Here is an 18,499-nt window from a genome sequence, read left to right as displayed (position 1 = left end):
TTGAATTATTTGCCCACCATATGGCACTGTCAAGGGGTGAGCCTCACCCACGCCCCGGCCGGCGCAGTCCGTCAGGGCAGTCTGCGCGAGCTCAACCTCGCCCTGGTCCTCGGTCGGATCGCCGCGGCCGACCGGCCTCCCTCCCGGGCCGACCTGGCGACCGCCACCGGCCTGACCAGAGCCACCGTCTCCGCTGTCGTCGAGGATCTGCTCGGCGGCCAGTTGGTCCGTGAATCAGACCCCGCGCCCCGCTCGGGCGCCGGCCGCCCGGCGCGCGGGCTGGTCCTTGCCGAACAGGGGCCGGCCGGGCTCGGCCTGGAGGTCAACGTCGACTACCTGGCGGTCTGCGTGGTGGACCTCGCCGGCCAGGTCCGGCACCGCACCGTACACCGGGCCGACCTGCGCCCGGTGGCCCCCGCCGACGCCCTGGCCCACCTGGTCGAGATGGCCGGGGCAGCCCGCGACGACGCCGCAGTGCAGGGCCTCACCCTGGTCGGGGCCGCGCTCGCGGTGCCCGGCCTGGTGGACGACGCCGGGCTGGTCCGGCTCGCGCCGAACCTCGGCTGGTCCGACGTGCCGGTGCCCGCGCTGCTCGCCGAACACCCTCCGCTGATCGAGCAGGTGCCCGGGGTCCCCGCGTTGACGGTGGACAACGAGGCCAACCTCGCCGCGCTCGGCGAGCTGCACTCCCAGCCACCCGGCCCGACCAGCTTCCTGCACATCTCCGGGGAGGTGGGCATCGGCGCCGGCATCGTGCTGGACGGTGCGCTGTTTCGCGGCGTACGCGGGTGGAGTGGCGAGATCGGGCACCTTCCGGTCCACCCCGAGGGCCGTCCGTGCCGCTGCGGCGGGCAGGGTTGCCTGGAGCAGTACGCCGGCCAGGAGGCGATCGTGTCCGCCGCCGGACTGGCCCGGGCGGAGCTTCCCGCGGACACCGCGACGGCCCGGCTGGCCGAGTTGGCCGAGGCCGGCGACGCTGACGCGCTGCGGGCGTTGCACGACGCCGGAACGGCGCTCGGCGTCGCGGTGGCCGGCGTCGTCAACCTGCTCGACCTGGACACCGTGGTGCTCGGTGGCGGTTACGCGGCGCTCGCACCGTGGCTGTGCCCCCCGGTCCTCGCCGAGATCGACGCCCGGGTGCTCACCGCGGCCTGGTCGCCGGTAACAGTCCGACCGTCGACGCTCGGCGCGGAGGCCGCCGCGGTGGGTGCCGCCGGATCGGTGGCCCGCCGGATCATCGCCCAGCCCGCCGGCTGGTTGGCCCGCTCCGGCTGATCGCCACCCCGCGCCGTTCGCCGCCCGCGCGGGTGCCGCGCTGGCCACGCCGGCGCGACACGGCGACGTTCGGCGAAGCCCGGCTGCGTGCCGCGCTGGTGGCGGCGGCCGGGCAACCGCCGTCGGCGCTGATCGACCGGGTGCTCCGGGCGGTCGACGACTGGGTGGACGGGCAGGCCCACGACGACATCGCGATGCTGGCCGTGGGCGCGTCTGCGCCGGCATGACCGACGGGCCAGCATCACCGACGGGCCAGCCTGACCGACGCCGGCTTGGTCAGGCGGTACGCGCCACCGGCGGGTCGCCGGCCGGCAGCTCTCGGGCGATGCCGACCGATCCTTCCGGGCTGCCCGTAGCGCCCGCCCACCCCGCGCGGGCCTGCCGAGTCGAATCGACCGGCCAGTCCCCCGACCGCCCACCGGGCCGGTCCGGGTCGTCCGGCCAGCCTCCCTGGCCCATCGGCTCGCCGGGCCTCGCCGATTTCTGCGTCTGCTGGCGGCGGGCGGTCTCGTCGAACTCCTGCAACCCGCGCAGCAGCGCGTCGCGGCCCTCCCGGCTCATCCCGGTCAGCACGGCGGCGAGTTGGGCCTGGCGGTCGGCCCGCAGCTCGGCGAGGAGCCGGCGGGCCTCCGGGGTGAGGTGCAGCGAAATCTCCCGCCGGTCGAAGCGGCCCGGCTCGCGCTCCAGCATGCCGGCGGCGACCAGCCGGTCGCAGAGGCGGCTGGCGGAGCTGAGCAGCATGTCGAGTCGGGTGGCGAGCCGACGCAGGTTGATCCCGTCGGCCTGCTCCACCACCATCACCGCCCGTAACTGGGCACCGGAGACGCGGTTCGCGGTCCCCTCCCGGGCAGACTCCCAGATTCCCAGCAGGGCAGCAGCCGCCGCGTCCAGCGCGGCAGCCATACTCGTCTCGGGGTCCGTCGGACGGTTCAGTTCGGCCATGGTGGCCCGAGAGTACTCCGAACCCACTGGTGGTCGAGCTTTCACCGAGGGAGTGACGATGAGCAAACCGGTCGATCGGGCACGACGCGCCCTGAACGAGACACCAGGTGACTGGCTCGTCGGTGCTATCGCGAACGTGGTCGCCCGGTCGTACGGAATCACCGACGTCGAGCTCTACCAGGTCGACTACCGGCTCGCGGAGCTGTTGCCACTCACCGACGGTGACTCGATCACGAGCCCCGGGCACCCCGCCTGGCGCTCCTTCGACCACCAGTCGCCGATACTGACCGACGGCATCGCCTGGATGCCGGTCACCATGCGTGGTGAGCGCCGAGGGGTGCTGCGCCTGTCGCCCGTGCCGGACGACCAGGAGGTCGTCACCGCGCTGACCGAGATCGCCACCGCGCTCGCGCACGAGGTGGCGGCGGTCTCCGCCGGCACCGACGTCTATCGGGCGGCTCGGCGCACCCAACGCCTCACTCTGGCCGCCGAGATGCAGTGGGACCTCCTCCCCGGCCGCAGCCGGATCCGTCCCTCGTTCAGCCTGGCCGGGCAGTTGGAGCCGGCGTACGCGGTGCGCGGCGACAGCTTCGACTGGTCCGACGACGGGGAGCGGCTCTGGTTGTCCACGATCAACGGCACCGGTGAGGGCGTGGCCGCCTCCCTGCTCACCTCGCTGGCCACCCACGCGCTGCGCAACGCGCGTCGGGCCGGGCTGAGCCTGGCCGACCAGGCCGCCCTCGGCGATCAGGCCATCTACGACCTGTACCGGGGCGAGCAGCACCTTTCCGCGTTGCTGATGGAGCTGGACCTGCGCTCCGGGATGATGACAGTGGTGGACGCCGGGTCGCCCCGACTGGTCCTGCTACGCGGCGGCGAGGTCACCGAGCAGCCGCTGGAGGCACAGTTCCCGCTGGGCATGTTCGAGGCGACCGACTACCACGAGCAGACGTTCCCGCTGGAACGCGGCGACCGCCTCTTCGTGGTCAGCGACGGGGTGGTGGAGGCCACCGGGCAGCACGCGCGCTACGGCGAGACGGCACTGGACCGGTTCCTGCGGCGGACCGGGCCGATGGCACCCCTGGACGCCGTCCGATCGCTGATCGGTGATCTGCGCGCGTTCGTGGCCGGTGACCTGGTCGACGACGCGGTGGTCGTCTGCCTGGACTGGACCGGCCCGCAACCGTGACCGATGGTCAGTACGCCCCCCGGCCGTTCACCACCGCGCCGAAGGTCTTCCAGAGGATCGTGAGGTCGGCGGTGAGCGACCAGTTCTCCACGTAGTACAAGTCGAGCCGGATGCCGTCCTCCCAGCTCAGGTCGGAGCGGCCACTGACCTGCCACAGGCCGGTCATGCCGGGCTTGACCAGCAGCCGCCGGGCCACGTCACCGTCGTAGCGGGCCACCTCCGACGGCAACGGCGGGCGGGGCCCGACCAGGCTCATCTGACCCAGCAGCACGTTGACCAGTTGCGGCAGCTCGTCCAGTGACCATTTGCGCAGCAGCCGACCGACGCGGGTCACCCGAGGGTCGTGGCGCATCTTGAACATCAGACCGTCGGTCTCGTTGCGCGCGGTCAACTCGGCGAGCAGCGCGTCCGCGTTCACCACCATCGTGCGGAACTTGAACACGCCGAACTCCTGCCCGCCCCGGCCGACCCGGACCTGCCGGAACAGCACCGGCCCTCGACTGTCCAGTTTGATGGCCAGGGCGATGAACGCGATCAGCGGCAGCAGCACCGCCAGCGCCAGCGACGAGACGGACCGGTCGACGAGACCCTTCACCAGCTTGCGGACGCCGCGGAACTCGGGCGCCTCGACGTGGATCAGCGGCAGGCCCGCGACCGGGCGGGTGTGGATGCGCGGGCCGGCGACGTCGGTCAGCGCGGGTGCCACGACCAGATCGACGCCGGTCCCCTCCAACTGCCAGCCGAGGCGGCGCAGCCGGGTCGCGGTCAGCTCACCGGACGCGGTCACCGCGACGGTGTCCGCGCCGATCGCGGTGGCGGCCTCCGGGATACCCCGGAACGACCCCACCACCGGCACGTCACCCAGTCGCTGCGCCACCGGCGCGAGCAGCGCGTCCGGGATGCAGGCACCCACCACCTGATAGCCGGCGTACGGCTCGCGGCGCAACGTGTGGACCAACTCCAACACGTGCGCGGTGTCGCCCACCACCAGCACCTTCCGGGACCAGCCGGCGCCGAGCGAGCGGGCCCGGTGCAGCCGCTTACGGGCGGCGAAGCGCGCCACCTCCAGGCCGACGGTGCCCACCGCGAAGGAGATGCCCAGGAAGCCCCGGGAGACTCCGACGTCGGCGATGTAGCCGATGATGGCGATCGTCCCGGCCAGGCGCAGGCTGGCGGAGCTGACCCGCCGGTACTCGTCCGCCCCGTAGCCGATCACCCGGTCGTTGTAGCAGCCGAGCGCCTTGAGCGAGATCAGCCAGGCCAGCACCAGCCCGGGGGCGACCAGCACGTACGGGATCGACGAGCCGGTCGGCTCGCCCTCACCGAAACGGGTGATGTACCCGATCAGCAGCGCGATGATGAGGACTGTGGTGTCCATCACCACCAGGACCCGGACGTACGACCGTTCGTCGGCTCGCGCCACCAGCCCGGCGCGTTGACCGTCGGTCTCCGCCGACATGGCGGGGGTCAACAGTGTCGCCACGCTCACCGGCCCCTCCCACTCTGTACAGGATGGCCCCGGGTCAACGGGTCGGACCGGAGGCGAACCGACCATGCCGGATCAGTCGACATCCTGCCTTGACAACTATGACTGCCGATTGCTTCCGACGTATTGCCGTCACTTTTTCTTCAACAACTTGGCGGCCGAAAAGGGGCCTGTCACACCGAATCAACGGGTGTAACAGGCCCCTCGACGTCTGAGCGTCGAATCAGCGCGGTGCTGGTGGACGCCGTGCGATGGCGCTGAGGAAGATGCTGCCGATCTCGCTCGGGTCCTTGGTGACGAAGACGTCGCCACCGGTCACCTTGGTGATCGACTCCAGCTCCGCCTTGCTAACGCCCTCGCCGATACCGATCATGATGACCTGGACCGGTCGCTCCGGGTCGGCGATGCGCTTCAACTCGGCGAGCAGTTTCCCCTGGCTGACACCGCTGTTGTCCTCGTTCTTGCCGTCGGTGAACAGCACGATCGAGTTGACCCGGCCGGGCTGCCAGTCTTCCTGCACCGCCTTGTAGGCCGCCAGCATGGTGTCGTACAGGCCGGTGCCGCCGTCGGAGGGCCGGACGGTGGCGAGCGCGCCCTCCAACTGGGCCCGCTGGCCGGAGAGCGGCCCGATCGGGACCAGCTCCCGGTAGTCCCGGTTGCCGACGAGCTTGGTGGAGAAGGTCCACAGGCCGATCGACCAGGAGTCGTCGAAGAGGCTGAGGCCGCGACGGGCCGCGTCGACGGTGACCTCCTCCCGGCTGCGGTTGTTGGCGCTGGGCACCGGGTCCTTCATCGAGCCGGAGACGTCGATGACGGCGAGCATCCGACCGGACTGGGTGGCGATCGACCAGCTGGAGACGACCCGCTGTATGGCGGCCGGGTCGAGGCCGCCCGCCGCAGTGCCGCCGTTCGCCGGTGCGGTGGGCGCGCCGCCGGACGGGCTCGGAGCACCCTGCGGCGCCTTGAAACCCTCGCCCCAGTTGCCGTCCGGCGCGCGCAGCGACTGCGCGGCGAGCCGGTCACGGAAGGTGGGGCTGGTGAGCAGCTCGAACAGCACCCGGGCCGCCGACGCCTTGCTCGGCTCGATGCCGGGCAGCACCGCGTACGGGTAGTCCAGCGGCATCGGCGCCGGCTCCATATAGAGCGCGGCGAGCGCCACCGGTGGCTTCTTGCTGTTGTACGCGATCACGTCTTCTTCGGACAGAGCCGCCGCGCCGAGGCCACTGGCGATTGACGTCGAGTCGTTGGACGTCGGGAAGCGGGCCAGCAGGTCGTTGCGGAGTGAAGAGCGGCCGGTGGCCAGTGCGCGGAGCGCGCCGACGGTGTTGCGCTGGGCGTCGCCGCCAGCGGCGCTGGCGGCGGCGGTCAGCGAGAGCAGACCGGACAGGCCCGCCGCGTCGCGGGTCGGCTCGACGATCCCGGTCCGCAGCGGCGTGCTGCTGTTGACCTGCTTGAGCAGGTCGGTCCAGTTGAACTTCTTGTCCGGCCAGCCAAGCCGGCTGGCGATCGGCTCGGGCATCGCGACGACGATCGGGCTACGCGCGATGGACGCGCCGTTGGTCGGAGCGAACGCCGTCGCGTCCTTCTTCAACCGCAGCAGCCAGGTCGAGGAGTCGGGCACCCAGACGTCCGGGCTGACGGCGGTGCCACTGGCCTGCCCCACGCCGGCAAGCACGGCGCCGTGCTTGGCCGCCACCACGGCCGCCACGTCAACCGGGTCGGACGCGGAGACGTCGACGCGGATGCAGGTCGGGCCTACCGCAGCGCCATCCTTCACCCACTGGGACGCGGCGGCGTCCACCGCCGGCGCGAGCTCGGAGGCGACCGCCACGGCGAGCCGGATCTCGCCCGAGCAGCTGGGCTGGATCAACTCCCGATAGCCGAACCACGCGCCCGTCGTGACGACGAGCACCCCCACCGTTGCGGCGGCGGCGGCGAGGTGGAGTTTCGAACGCATGCGATGGCGGCCTGCTGACACGGTGACCATCTTGCGTACTAGGTGCCCTCTCTGCCACATCCGTTCGGACTAAAGTTACGCAGGAGAAACAGTTCAGCCCTTTTTTGCAACACAGAGTGACGCGACAGCCTCGTGGCGTTGCCAAACCAGTGGCACGCTCACGTCTCTAAATCATCGTTCAGGGCAGAACGCAGGTCGGGCTCGGCACCGGCACCGGCTCGCCGACCGCCTCCGGGACGCCGGTGCTTGCGTCGCGTCGGAACACCCGCACCATGTCCGCCCGCTCGTCGGCGACGTAGAGGTGCTCACCGATCACTGCGAAGTGCCTTGGCCACTCCCCACCGGTGTCCACTTCGGCCACCAGCTCGGGCAACTCCCCGGCCAGGGTGAAGACCGCGAGCGTCCCCGCCCCGCGGTTGGCGACGTAGAGGAAACGACCGTCCGGGGCGACCGCGACCTCGGACGGCTGGACGTGACCGGCCCGCTCGCTCGCCTCGACCCGCCCGCGCTGATGCAACGCGCCGTCGTCGGTCAGCTCGTACGCGGTGACCGAGGCGTCCAGCTCACCGACGAGGTAGCAGCGCCGTCCGTCCGGGTGCCGGGCCAGGTGCCGGGGGCCGGTGCCGGGCGTCGTACGCATCCGCGGCGCACGTGGCACCAGTCGTCCGGTCGCCTCGTCCAGGTCGTACCGGTAGACCGAGTCGGTGCCGAGATCCACGGCGAAGGTCGGCCCTCGGCCCGCTCCCGGCGAGACCATGTGGGCGTGGGCGTGATCCTGGCGCTCCGGGTCGGGACCGTGCCCCTCGTGCACCACCAGGTCGGTGCGGTCACCGGGCACGCCCCGTGGGTCGAGCGGGAAGACCGCGATGCTGCCGCTGCCGTAGTTGGCCGCCAGCAGGTGGTCACCGCCGGGCAGCACCGCCAGGTGACAGGGCTCGGCGCCGCCGGTCGACCGGCTGCCGAGCGGGTCCAGCGCACCGTCCGCACTGACCTGCCAGGCGCTGATCTCCCCGTCGGTCAGCTCGTTGACCGCGTAGAGCACCGGCTGGGTGGGGTGCCGCGCCAGGAAGGAGGGGGACGGGGTGACCGCCACCGTGCCGAGTGGGGTCAACGCCCCGGTGGTCGGGTCGCGATGGGCGGCGACGATGCCGCTGCCCCGTCCACCACTCTGCGCGGTGTAACCCCCGATGTGGACGACCTCACCCTGACCGCTCACGTACCACTCCTCCGCCGGCATCCTCCGTTGATCCAACCAGAGGCTGCCCGCGTTGCCCGCCCGTTAACCAGCTTTCCGGCCCTGTTCTCAGGCGGTCGGCACCGGCTCGCCGCGCTGTCGGGCGACGTGCTCCACCAGAGAGATCAACACCAGCTTCCCGGACTGCCGGTCCCGGGCGTCGCAGAGCACCATCGGCACCTCCGGGTCCAGGTCGAGCGCTCGGCGTACGGTCTCCAGGTTGAACCGGCGGGAGCCGTCGAAGCAGTTCACACCCACCACGAACGGGATGCCGCGCTGCTCGAAGTAGTCGATCGAGGGGAAGCAGTCGGCCAGCCGCCGGGTGTCGGCGAGCACCACCGCGCCGAGCGCGCCGAAGGCCAACTCGTCCCAGAGGAACCAGAACCGGTCCTGACCCGGCGTGCCGAACAGGTAGACCTGCAGGTCGTCGTTGATGGTGATCCGGCCGAAGTCCATCGCCACCGTGGTGGTGGACTTGCCCTCCACGCCGGAGATGTCGTCGGTGCCGATCCCGGCGCCGGTCAGCACCTCCTCGGTCTGCAACGGACGGACCTCGCTCAGGGCGCTCACCAAGGTCGTCTTGCCAGCCCCGAAGCCTCCCGCGATGAGGATCTTCAGTGCCAGCGGGATGGTGGTGCTGGTGCCCACCTGGTCATAGCGCACGGAGTCCACTGACCACCGCCTTGAGGATGTCGTCGTCGGGAAGGAGGCCGGCGGTCGGCGGCTCGTGCACCGCGACGAGGCCCTCGGCGAGGAGATCACCGAGCAGTACCCGGACCACGCCGACCGCGAGGTCCAACTCGGCTGCCAGCTCGGCCACCGACACCGGCCGGTGGGCCAACGCGACCAGCCGTCGATGCTCCGGCAGCAGGTGCGGATGGCTCGCCGCGTCGACATCCGAACCGGCCAGCACGAAAGCGACCAGGTTGAAATTGTCGACGGCGGGGCGCACCCGGCCTCCGGTGAGCGTGTACGGGCGCATCACCGGGCCGGCGTCACCGTCCAGCCACTGGTGCTGCGGCCCCGGCGGCTCAGTCCGCATCTCCGGCGCCCGCTGCCGATCGGGCCGGCGCGGCGAGGCTCTCCCCCACCCGGATCACCAGCATCGCCATCTCGTACGCCACCAACCCGATGTCCGCGTCGGCGTCGCTCACCACGGCCAGGCAGGCACCCTGCCCGGCGGTCGTGACGAAGAGGTACGCGGCCTCCATCTCCACCACGGTCTGCCGCACCGGGCCGCCGTCCACGTGCCGGCTGGCACCCCGGGCCAGGCTGGAGAAGCCGGCGGCGAGCGCACAGAGATGCTCGGCGTCGGAGCGATCCAACTCGGCCGAGCAGCCGAGCAGCAGGCCGTCGGCGGAGAGCACCACCGCCTCCCGGGCGGCCGGTACCCGTTGCACCAGCTCGTCGAGCAACCAGTCGAGGCCGGCGCTCTGCTTCGTCGAATGCCGCACTAGGCGTCCCTCTCAGTCGCGGTCGGTGGTTCGGGGCTCGCCGGCGGGTCGGTGGGCGCCGCCGGGGCCGCCGGGCCGCTCGACGCCGCCGGGCCGCTCGACGCCGGCGGTGCCGTCGGGGTTACGGCTGTGGCACGTCCGCGGGCCGTGCCGGCCTGGAGCGCCGCCATCACCTTGCGGACCTCCTCCGGCGAGCGGGGTGACGGCGTGTCGGTCACAGTCGAGCGGGGTTGGGCGGCGGGGGTACGACGTCGCACCCGGCGGGGCAGCCCGTCCAGCTCGTCGTCCGGCTCGTCGGAGGTCACCGGCCTCTCGTCGCGCCCGTTGCCGGGCGGGGTGGCCGAGGTCGGCGCGCCGGTGGGTGGGGCTGGCGGGGCCGCGCTGCCGGGCGGGGCCGTCGGGGGGCGGGTACGGGGGCGGGTCACCGCGCCCCGACGTGCCGTCCGAACCAGCCGCCTGCTCGGGTCGCCCGACGCGGCGCCGAGCGTGGCGGGGTCGGGGCCGGCTGGCGGTTCGGTGGTGACCAGGTCGCCGGGGAGCAGCACCATGGCGGTCACGCCGCCCTTCCCGGCGGGACGCAACCGCACCCGTACGCCGTGCCGGGCCGCCAGCCGGGCCACCACGAACAGGCCGAGTCGGGCGCTCTGCGCCGGGTCGAACTCGGGCGAGCTGGCCAACCGGGTGTTGGCGGTCTCCAGCGCCGCGTCGGACATGCCCAGCCCCTGATCGGTGATCTCCAGGGCGTACCCGTTGGTCACCTTCGCCCCGGTGACGGTGACCCGGGTTTCCGGCGGAGAGAAGGCGGTGGCGTTCTCGACCAGCTCGGCGAGCAGGTGGATGACGTCGCCGACCGCCCGTCCCAGCACGCCGGCCGGCTGCACGTCGGTGACGTCCACCCGTTCGTACGCCTCGACCTCGGAGATCGCCCCGCGGATCAGGTCGACCATCGCGACCGGGTTTCGCCAACCCCGGCCGGGTGCGGAGCCGGCGAGGATGACCAGGTCCTCGGCGTGCCGGCGGAGCCGGGTGGCCAGGTGGTCGACCTGGAACAGCTCGGCCAGCTCGTCCGGGTCCTCGCTGCGCCGCTCCATCCGGTCCAGCAGGTGCAGCTGACGATGCACCAGGCTCTGGCTCCGCCGCGCGATGTTGAGGAAGACCTCGTTGAGCCCACGACGCAGGGTGACCTCGTCCACCGCGGCCTGGACGGCGGTGCGCTGCACCTCGGTGAAGGCGCGCCCGACCTCGCCGATCTCGTCGTGGCCGTACTCCAGCGGAGGCGCCTCCCGGGCGACATCGACCTGCTCGCCGCGGCGCAGCCGGGTCACCACGTCGGGCAGCCGGTGCTCGGCCAGCTCCAGTGCGGCGGTGCGGACACCGCTGAGGCGCCGGACCAGCGTGCGGCCGACCCGTAGCGCCACCAGCACCGAGACGACGACGGCGACGAGCCCGAGTACGCCGGCGGCGGCCAGCCGCACCAGGATGCCGACCGCCATCGGTACCGAACGGTCGGTGAGAGCGTCGGCCTCGGACAGCTCGAAATCACGCAACTGCTGCTGCACCGCGTCCTGGCTGGCCTGCCAGGCCGCCGCGTCGACGGCCGGCCGGCCGGACCGGTTGGGTACGACCAGTGCGTCCTGCATCGTGCGCAGCCGGGTGAACGCCTCACCCTCGGTCAACCGCTGGTACGCGACCCGGCTGCTCTCGGGCAGGTCGGCCACGGCGTTCTCGGTGAGCCACCGTTGGTTGCCGATGGCTTGTACGAGCTGGGTGTGCTCCCCCTCGGCGAACCGCCCGGCGGTCAGCGCGCCGGCCAGCAGCGCGTCGCTCTGGCCGAGCAGTTCCCGGGAGCGACCCAGCGCGGTGAGCGCCAGTGCCTGCCGGTTGAGGTCCGGGTCGGTCAGGGTCGCCATGCCGGCGAAGGCCTGGAAGGCCGCGGAGACCATGCCGCTGTACAGGTTGAGCGCGCCGGACCGGTCCACCTTGCGGTCGTCGATGAACTTCCGGCCGTTGGGTAACGCCGCCAGGGCGGTGATCAGCTGGTCGACCCGGGTTTCCAGCAGGTCGTCGGCAGCGTCGCGCAGGGGCTCCCCGTCCACCCGGCGGCGCAGCTCAGCGACCGCCCGGTCGGTGCGCCCGCGCTGCTCGGCGAGTGCGGGCAACTCGGTGTTGCCGGCGAGCTGCACCACCGAGAGCCGGCGTTCCCGTTGCAGCTCGGTGACCACGGTCTCGCCGGGGCGGCCCAGGTCGTACAGCAGGGTGCGGGCGGAGAGCAGGTTCAGGGCTGGCCCGAAGGTCAGGGTGGTCGCGAAGATCCACAAAGCCAGGAGCGCTGTCACCGGCGCGACGACCAACGCGGTCAGCTTCGAGCGGATCGGCCAGTCGCGGGTTTTCATCAGACCTCGCCCGTACAGGGTGGCAGGAGGGGTGCCGGCACCGCCGGGCAACGCGCCGGCCGGCTGCGCCCGGCCGTTTGTCGGGCACCGGCGCGGGCGCCTTGGGCAGGATACGTAATCGAGGGCGGTTGCACTACCGCCCGTCGCGCCGACATCGACGCTCCGGGATGCGCGAGGGGGTCGGGGACAGCCACACCCAAGCATTTCTCTGGAATTAGTCAAGTTTCGTCAGGTAGGGCGGTTGCGACCCTCGTCAGGAAAGTGCCTCGGATCGGGATTGGCGATCACTGCGCGGAGGGAATACCAGATGACGAAGGAGGAGCCCATGTCGCCCACGCAGATAGTCGTCATCGTGCTCGTCGTGCTGGTGATCGTCGCGGTGCTGGCCGTGGCCGCCCGCTCGCTCAACAACCGTCGCGCGCTGCGCAACCGATTCGGGCCGGAGTACGACCGGGTGGTGGCGGAGCAGGACAGCCGGTCCGCCGCCGAGCGCGAACTGCGCGACCGGGAACGCCGGCACGCCGAGCTCACGCTCACCCCACTCACCCCGGAGTCCCGGGCCCGGTACACCGCCGCCTGGGAGGAACTCCAGGTCCGCTTCATCGACTCCCCGGGCGAGACCGTGGGCGACGCGGACGAACTGGTCACCCGGCTCATCGAGGAGCAGGGCTACCCGACGGGCGACTTCTCGGACCAGATCGCCCACCTCTCCGTCGAGCACGCCCGCACCCTCACCAACTACCGGGAGGCGCACGAGATCCACCTGCGCAACTCCCGGGGCGAGGCCAGCACCGAGGAGCTGCGGCAGGCGGTCGTGCACTATCGCGCACTCTTCGCCGACCTGTTGGGCGAGGAGCCGATCGGCCACCACGCACCCGAACAGCGCCACCACCCGGACCACGACGCCACGAGCCGCTGAGGAGGCCACCGATGCGCCAGGAAGAGCAGCAGGTGAGCAACGACCACCCGGAGGCCGTACGGTCCGCGCCCGTGCCGGTAGCCCCGGCCGGCGACCGGGCCGGCCGCTCCGACGTTCCTGAGGACGCCCTCGACGATCGGGGCACCTTCGACGACCAGACCACCACCCACGAGCGGACCGACGACCGGTCCACCGACGAGAGCGGTTTCCACGAGCCGGGGCCGCTGCCGACCACGTTCGGGGCCACCACGGTGGCTGACGCGGTGGCCGCCTCCGCGCTGGCCAGCCCGCGCCCGCAGGATCAGCCGGACCCCCGGGCCGAGCGGACCGCCCAACCGGGCGACGGCGCCGAGGACGGCGAGCGGGAAGGTCTGCGCGCCGACCCCACCGCCGAGCTGCACCGCCGCGACACGGATGTCGACGACGACAGCGCGGACGTCGACGACCGCGGTGACGCGGACACCTCCGCGCGGACCGTCGTCACGCCGGGGAGTACGGACGGCGACCCCGAGCGGCGTGGCGATCTGACCGGCGACCGGGACGCCGCCGCGGCGGGCGCGGCCGGCTACGGCAGCGCGACACCGGAGATGGTCGACCCGGATGCGGACGGTGAGCCGGTCCCCGGCGACGACACCAGCCCGACGCTGGAGGCCGCCGGAACATCCCGACCCGCCGGCTCGACGGTCGCCGCCGAGCCGGCCACGCTCCTCGAACCGGACACCGCGCAGGGCTTCCGGGACCGCTGGCGCGACGTGCAGCTGCGTTTCGTCGACGACCCGCAGGCGGCTGCCGGCGAGGCGCAGTCGCTGGTGGAGGAGGCCATCCAGGCTCTCTCCTCGGCACTGGCCGCGCAGAAGAACACGCTGGGTGGGTGGCAGGACGCCGGCTCGGCCGACACCGAGCAACTACGGATGGCCGTCCGCAACTACCGGGACTTCCTGGACCGCGTCCTCGGTCGCTGAGTCACCCGACCGACAACCGGCGCCCCGGCCGTGACGGCCGGGGCGCCCTCTTTGTGCCCCGATCGGCGCCAAGCTCCCAGACCACCCAGGCTGGCCCGAACACGGCGGTCCCGACCTCCAGGAGTGAAACCACTCGGACGGGGTAATAGGGCGCGCGCGTCAACAAGCGTCGGGACGAGGGGTGGCGGGATGGACGGCGACGGTCTTCGGCTCAACATGAACGGCCTGGACTACCTGATTCTGGCGCTGTACTTCGTCACCGTCCTCGGGGTCGGCTTCGCCGCCCGCCGGGCGATCCGGACCAGCGTCGACTTCTTCCTCTCCGGCCGCTCCCTGCCAGCCTGGGTGACCGGTCTCGCCTTCGTCTCGGCGAACCTGGGCGCGCTGGAGATCATCGGAATGGCCGCGAACGGGGCTCAGTACGGCGTGATGACCGTCCACTACTACTGGATCGGCGCCGTCCCGGCGATGGTCTTCCTGGGCATCGTGATGATGCCCTTCTACTACGGCTCCAAGGTCCGCAGCGTCCCGGAGTACCTGCGGCTGCGCTTCAACCGCCCCACCCACCTGCTCAACGCGCTCAGCTTCGCCGTCGCCCAGGTGCTGATCGCCGGCGTGAACCTCTACGCGCTGGCCCTCGTCATGCAGGCGCTGCTCGGCTGGCCGCTGTGGACGGCGATCGTGGTCGGCGCGGCGATCGTGCTGGCGTACATCACCATCGGCGGCCTGTCCGGGGCGATCTACAACGAGGTGCTCCAGTTCTTCGTCATCCTCGCCGGCCTCATTCCGGTCACGGTGATCGGCCTGGTCAAGGTCGGTGGGTGGAACGGCCTGATGGACGCGGTCGGCGACACCAAACTCGGCGAGGCCGGCCTGCACGCGTGGCAGGGCACCGGCAGCACCGCCAACCCGCTGGGCGCGCACTGGATCGGCATCGTCTTCGGCCTCGGCTTCGTGCTGTCGTTCGGCTACTGGACGACGAACTTCGCGGAGGTGCAGCGTGCCCTCTCGGCCAAGAACATGAGCGCTGCCCGGCGTACGCCGATCATCGCCGCGTACCCGAAGTTGGTCATCCCCCTGGTCACGATCATCCCCGGCCTGGTGGCCCTGGTCACGGTGCAGGGCCTCGGCGCGGAGAGCGGCGACCTGCAGTACAACAACGCCATCCCGCTGCTGATGCGCGACCTGCTCCCCAACGGTGTGCTCGGGGTGGCGGTCACCGGCCTGCTCGCCTCGTTCATGGCCGGCATGGCGGCCAACGTGAGCGGCTTCAACACCGTCTTCACCTACGACATCTGGCAGGCGTACATCCGCCGGGACCGGTCGGACGAGTACTACCTGCGGGTCGGCCGGTGGGCGACGGTCGCCGCTGTGGTGATCGGGATCGGCACCGCGTTCATCGCGGCCGGGTTCAGCAACATCATGAACTACATCCAGGCGCTCTTCTCCGTCTTCAACGCGCCGCTGTTCGCCACCTTCATCATCGGCATGTTCTGGAAGCGGATGAGCGCCCTGGCCGGCTTCTGGTCACTGCTGCTGGGCACCCTGGTGTCGCTGAGCCTCTACCTGCTCTACAAGGGCGGCGTGGTCGATTTCAACTCCGACCTGGAGGAGAGCTTCTGGGGTGCCGGTCTGGCGTTCGTCACCGCGGTGGTGGTCGCCGCGATCATCACCCCGCTCACCTCACCCAAGCGCGACGAGGAGCTGCGCGGGCTGGTGTACGGCATGGGCGGCGTCGACCTGAAGGGCGACGTGCTCGCCGGGGACGCCGTCTGGTACCGCTCCCCGGTGCTGCTCGGTCTGATCGCGGTCGCGCTGGCCGCCCTCTTCTACATTCCGGTCTTCTGAGGAAAGGGGTCGGCAGATGAGCAACGACGGCCAGCCGGCACAGGACCCACTGATCGACGAGACGCAGGCGGAGCAGCGGCGCTCCGCCGCGGCCCGGCTGTTCGACATCCGCCGGGTGATCGGTGGCCTCTTCGTCGCGTACGGGATCATCGTGACGCTGATCGGCATCTTCGACAGCCGGGCCGAGATCGACAAGGCCGAAGGTGTACGGATCAACCTGTGGGCGGGGCTGGCGATGCTCGTGTTCGGCCTGCTCATGCTGCTCTGGCAGTGGCTGCGCCCGGCGGACCCGCCGGCCTCCAACGAGCAGCAGCCCGGCGCCTGACCCGTCGGCCGCCCGGCATGAGCGCGGCACGAAGGGGTACGTGGGGGAAATCAGGCACCGTGTCGGACACAGGAGGCAGCACCATGACCGATCGCGATCGCCAGCCGCCGTTGGAGGACAGCCCCGAGGTGGCGTCGGCGGTGGATGATGACGCCACCGTGCCGCAGCTGCGAACCGGAGGTGGCCCCGACCGGGACACGCCGGGCTTCGCCGAACCCCGCAACCGACCAGGCGACCTCGCACCGGACACCGACGAGCTGATCGGCGATCCGTACGCTGCCGGCACCGGGGCGACCGGGACGGGCACCGGCGCGGGCGGGGACAACATCCGCACCGGCGGCGAGCAGCCCTGGGAGCCGGAGGACCTGGTGATGGCCCGCGGCCAGGACCTGACGCCGGAGAACCTGGACAAGGCCCGCCGTGACCTGGCCGAGCAGGGTTCGGCGGCGATCGAACGCACAGTGCCCTGACCGGGGCACAAGGGGGGTCCCCGACCCGACCTGTGACGGTCGAGCCGGGGACCCGGGGGGAACCTGCTGCCAACAGTGCCTCACCAACCACTGGCAGCGGGTTGGTGCGTGAGCTACCCGATCAGAGCGCCGGGTACGCGTTGCGCATGAGCTCCTGGAACTGGGCGGAGAACCACGCACCGGAGATCGGAGCGTTGTCCAGCGCCCCGGACGGGTTGTTGCCGTTGCGGGCGTTGCCGCCGTACGTCGGGTCGCACATCCGGTCGAAGCCCTTGCCCTCGTTGTTCGGGATCTCCTTGCTGGAGCCGTCCGACTCACCCGGCGGCTTCACCCAGACGTAGGCGTCGATGCCCGTCTCCGGGTTGGCCCGGGGCCGCTCGCCGAGGCCGGCGCCAGCCTGGTTGCACCAGTTGCCGAGGTGGGCCCGGCGGTCGATGCGACCCCCGTTGACGTACGTGTCGACGCTGGTCGTGGCACCCGGCCCGGTGGGCCGTGCGGAGCCACCCCAGCCGTTGCGGGAGGTGTCGATCAGCATGCCGATGTTGGAGTTGAAGCCGACCGAGACCAGCTGGTTGCGGAACGCCTGGGCGAACGACAGCTCGTCGACGTAGAAGTTCCAGTCGACCCACTTGGACTGCCGCACCGACTGACCGTTGACGTTGTCGGTGATCTTGAAGTACGGCTCACGCAGCGACGAGTAGTTCGCGGTGTTGGTGATGAAGCCGTGCACGTTGTTGACAGTGCTGCCGGAGGCGACCGCGGCGGTCTTCAGGATGTTGGCGGTCGGGACGAAGTTGGAGTCCCAGCCGAGCCAGCCGTGGTGACCCGCGTCGATGTAGTTGTAGACGTTGCCGATCGCGCCCAGCTTGGCGAGGGCGTAGCCGACACCGTTGACGTACGCGCCGTTGGCCTTGACCGTGTCGCACATGACCGTGCCGCCAGCCTGGTCGGACGTGTTGGTGACCAGGTTCGGCAGCGAGTCGATCTCGATGATGTTGATGATCCGCAGGCTGCTGTACTTCGATTCACCCTGGATCGCGGCGATCGGGTCGATGTACTGGGCCTTGTACTTGGGCAGCTCGTCCGGGCCCAGCTCACCGTTGGAGGCGAGCGCGGAGCAGTCCCGGCCGGGCAGGTTGTAGATCACGAACTGGATGTAACCGGCGCCCTGGCGCAGCGCCTCGTCCAGGTGGTCACGCACCCCGAAGGCACCGTTGGAGCTGCTGTCCGGCGTGCCGTTGATCGCGGCGATCCGGTCCAGCCAGACGGCGGTCGGGTTGTTGGAGATCCGGCTTCCGCCGGTCTCGGCGTCCGCCTTGGCCTTCCACTCCGGGTTCACGTATCCGCTCGCCCCGGAGTACGGGTTGTCGACCTTGGTGCCGGGCGGGTTGGTGGTCGGCGGGGTGGTCGGCGGGTCGGTCGGCGGGGTGGTCGGCGGGTCGGTCGGCGGGGTGGTCGGCGGGGTGGTCGGCGGGGTGGTGCCACCGTTGCAGACCACGCCGTTCAGGGTGAAGGAGGTCGGCTTCGGGTTGCTGCCGCTCCACGCTCCGTTGAAGCCGATGCTCGTCGACGCGCCGGTGGCCAGGGTGCCGTTGTAGGACATGCTCCGGGCGGTGACCTGGCTGCCGGACTGGGTGTACGTGGCTGACCAGCCCTGCTGCACCCGCTGGCTGGAGTTCGCGAAGGTCCAGCCCAGCGTCCAGCCGTTCAGCGGGTCGCCGACGTTCTTGATGGTGATGTTCGCGGTGAAACCGCCGGGCCAGTCATTGCTCGTGTACGCGATGTCGCACTGCGTCGCGGCCTGCGCCGCGGTAACCGGAATCGTTACGAGCCCACCGGCGACCAGGGCACCCGCGCCGGCGAGCGCGAGGGCCCGGCGTGGGCCGGTTAGCCTTCTCCACACATTCATGCCACTGATCTCCTTGGGCGAGACCGGGCCCACGTACGGCCCGGCGGGACGGCCCGATGGGCGTCCTGCACGGACGACCGTCGGCGCCAACGGGATTCTTCGGGGGCGCCCGACCCGGACGGGCGATGGTGGTGGT

The 18,499-nt window shown here is 71.3% G+C and carries 17 protein-coding genes; 8 read left to right on the top strand and 9 right to left on the bottom strand.

What is annotated here, in order from left to right; genetic code table 11:
• The first annotated feature begins 36 nt into the window (after positions 1 to 36).
• Both V6U86_RS11835 and V6U86_RS11830 read left to right on the top strand, forming a co-directional pair.
• Positions 37 to 1,275: an ROK family transcriptional regulator gene (locus V6U86_RS11835; protein ID WP_334501947.1), complete on the top strand. Its 1,239-nt coding sequence runs from the start codon at positions 37 to 39 to the stop codon at positions 1,273 to 1,275.
• Between the two features lie 32 nt (positions 1,276 to 1,307).
• Complete coding sequence (locus tag V6U86_RS11830) at positions 1,308 to 1,502, top strand: SpoIIE family protein phosphatase (RefSeq protein WP_334501946.1); 195 nt, start codon at positions 1,308 to 1,310, stop codon at positions 1,500 to 1,502.
• A 49-nt stretch (positions 1,503 to 1,551) separates the two neighbouring features.
• Here the strand turns inward: V6U86_RS11830 and V6U86_RS11825 are convergent, their stop codons facing one another.
• Positions 1,552 to 2,217, bottom strand: a complete 666-nt coding sequence (locus V6U86_RS11825; RefSeq protein ID WP_334501944.1) for a MarR family winged helix-turn-helix transcriptional regulator — start codon at positions 2,215 to 2,217, stop codon at positions 1,552 to 1,554.
• Positions 2,218 to 2,275: 58 nt separating this feature from the next.
• Between V6U86_RS11825 and V6U86_RS11820 the strand changes: the two genes are divergently transcribed.
• Complete coding sequence (locus tag V6U86_RS11820) at positions 2,276 to 3,406, top strand: PP2C family protein-serine/threonine phosphatase (protein ID WP_334501942.1); 1,131 nt, start codon at positions 2,276 to 2,278, stop codon at positions 3,404 to 3,406.
• A gap of 7 nt (positions 3,407 to 3,413) precedes the next feature.
• Here V6U86_RS11820 and V6U86_RS11815 read toward each other — a convergent pair whose 3' ends face one another.
• The 7 genes from V6U86_RS11815 to V6U86_RS11785 form a co-directional block, all read right to left on the bottom strand.
• A complete protein-coding gene (locus tag V6U86_RS11815; protein ID WP_442934926.1) occupies positions 3,414 to 4,895 on the bottom strand; it encodes a sugar transferase in 1,482 nt (493 codons plus the stop codon).
• A gap of 220 nt (positions 4,896 to 5,115) precedes the next feature.
• Positions 5,116 to 6,870: a substrate-binding domain-containing protein gene (locus tag V6U86_RS11810; RefSeq protein ID WP_334501940.1), complete on the bottom strand. Its 1,755-nt coding sequence runs from the start codon at positions 6,868 to 6,870 to the stop codon at positions 5,116 to 5,118.
• 157 nt (positions 6,871 to 7,027) lie between these two features.
• A complete protein-coding gene (locus tag V6U86_RS11805) occupies positions 7,028 to 8,065 on the bottom strand; it encodes a lactonase family protein (protein WP_334501938.1) in 1,038 nt (345 codons plus the stop codon).
• 87 nt (positions 8,066 to 8,152) lie between these two features.
• On the bottom strand, positions 8,153 to 8,755 hold the full coding sequence (locus tag V6U86_RS11800; RefSeq protein ID WP_334501936.1) for a GTP-binding protein: 603 nt from the start codon (positions 8,753 to 8,755) through the stop codon (positions 8,153 to 8,155).
• Positions 8,736 to 9,125: a DUF742 domain-containing protein gene (locus tag V6U86_RS11795; RefSeq protein ID WP_334501934.1), complete on the bottom strand. Its 390-nt coding sequence runs from the start codon at positions 9,123 to 9,125 to the stop codon at positions 8,736 to 8,738. Before V6U86_RS11795 ends, V6U86_RS11800 begins: the two co-directional genes overlap by 20 nt.
• Complete coding sequence (locus tag V6U86_RS11790; protein ID WP_334501932.1) at positions 9,115 to 9,537, bottom strand: roadblock/LC7 domain-containing protein; 423 nt, start codon at positions 9,535 to 9,537, stop codon at positions 9,115 to 9,117. Before V6U86_RS11790 ends, V6U86_RS11795 begins: the two co-directional genes overlap by 11 nt.
• Entirely contained in the window at positions 9,537 to 11,930 is a 2,394-nt protein-coding gene (locus tag V6U86_RS11785; protein ID WP_334501930.1) for a sensor histidine kinase, read from the bottom strand. Before V6U86_RS11785 ends, V6U86_RS11790 begins: the two co-directional genes overlap by 1 nt.
• Before the next feature lie 325 nt (positions 11,931 to 12,255).
• Here V6U86_RS11785 and V6U86_RS11780 point away from each other — a divergent pair, with 325 nt between their 5' ends.
• From V6U86_RS11780 to V6U86_RS11760, 5 genes are all read left to right on the top strand, one after another.
• Positions 12,256 to 12,849: a hypothetical protein gene (locus V6U86_RS11780; RefSeq protein ID WP_334502267.1), complete on the top strand. Its 594-nt coding sequence runs from the start codon at positions 12,256 to 12,258 to the stop codon at positions 12,847 to 12,849.
• Between the two features lie 11 nt (positions 12,850 to 12,860).
• Positions 12,861 to 13,811 carry a hypothetical protein gene (locus tag V6U86_RS11775; RefSeq protein WP_334501927.1) on the top strand — a complete coding sequence of 317 codons (951 nt, stop codon included), beginning with the start codon at positions 12,861 to 12,863 and terminating at the stop codon, positions 13,809 to 13,811.
• Positions 13,812 to 14,000: 189 nt separating this feature from the next.
• Positions 14,001 to 15,659, top strand: a complete 1,659-nt coding sequence (locus V6U86_RS11770) for a sodium:solute symporter family protein (RefSeq protein ID WP_334501925.1) — start codon at positions 14,001 to 14,003, stop codon at positions 15,657 to 15,659.
• 16 nt (positions 15,660 to 15,675) lie between these two features.
• Positions 15,676 to 15,984: a hypothetical protein gene (locus V6U86_RS11765; protein WP_334501923.1), complete on the top strand. Its 309-nt coding sequence runs from the start codon at positions 15,676 to 15,678 to the stop codon at positions 15,982 to 15,984.
• 83 nt (positions 15,985 to 16,067) lie between these two features.
• The gene (locus tag V6U86_RS11760) at positions 16,068 to 16,454 is read left to right on the top strand and encodes a hypothetical protein (protein ID WP_334501921.1); all 387 of its coding nucleotides are present in this window, start codon (positions 16,068 to 16,070) and stop codon (positions 16,452 to 16,454) included.
• Positions 16,455 to 16,575: 121 nt separating this feature from the next.
• Here V6U86_RS11760 and V6U86_RS11755 read toward each other — a convergent pair whose 3' ends face one another.
• Complete coding sequence (locus tag V6U86_RS11755; RefSeq protein ID WP_334501918.1) at positions 16,576 to 18,363, bottom strand: glycoside hydrolase family 6 protein; 1,788 nt, start codon at positions 18,361 to 18,363, stop codon at positions 16,576 to 16,578.
• Positions 18,364 to 18,499 lie beyond the last annotated feature (136 nt).

This window comes from Micromonospora sp. CPCC 205558, assembly GCF_036902955.1.
Taxonomy (GTDB): Bacteria; Actinomycetota; Actinomycetes; order Mycobacteriales; family Micromonosporaceae; genus Micromonospora.
This window is presented reverse-complemented; position numbering and strand designations above follow the sequence as displayed.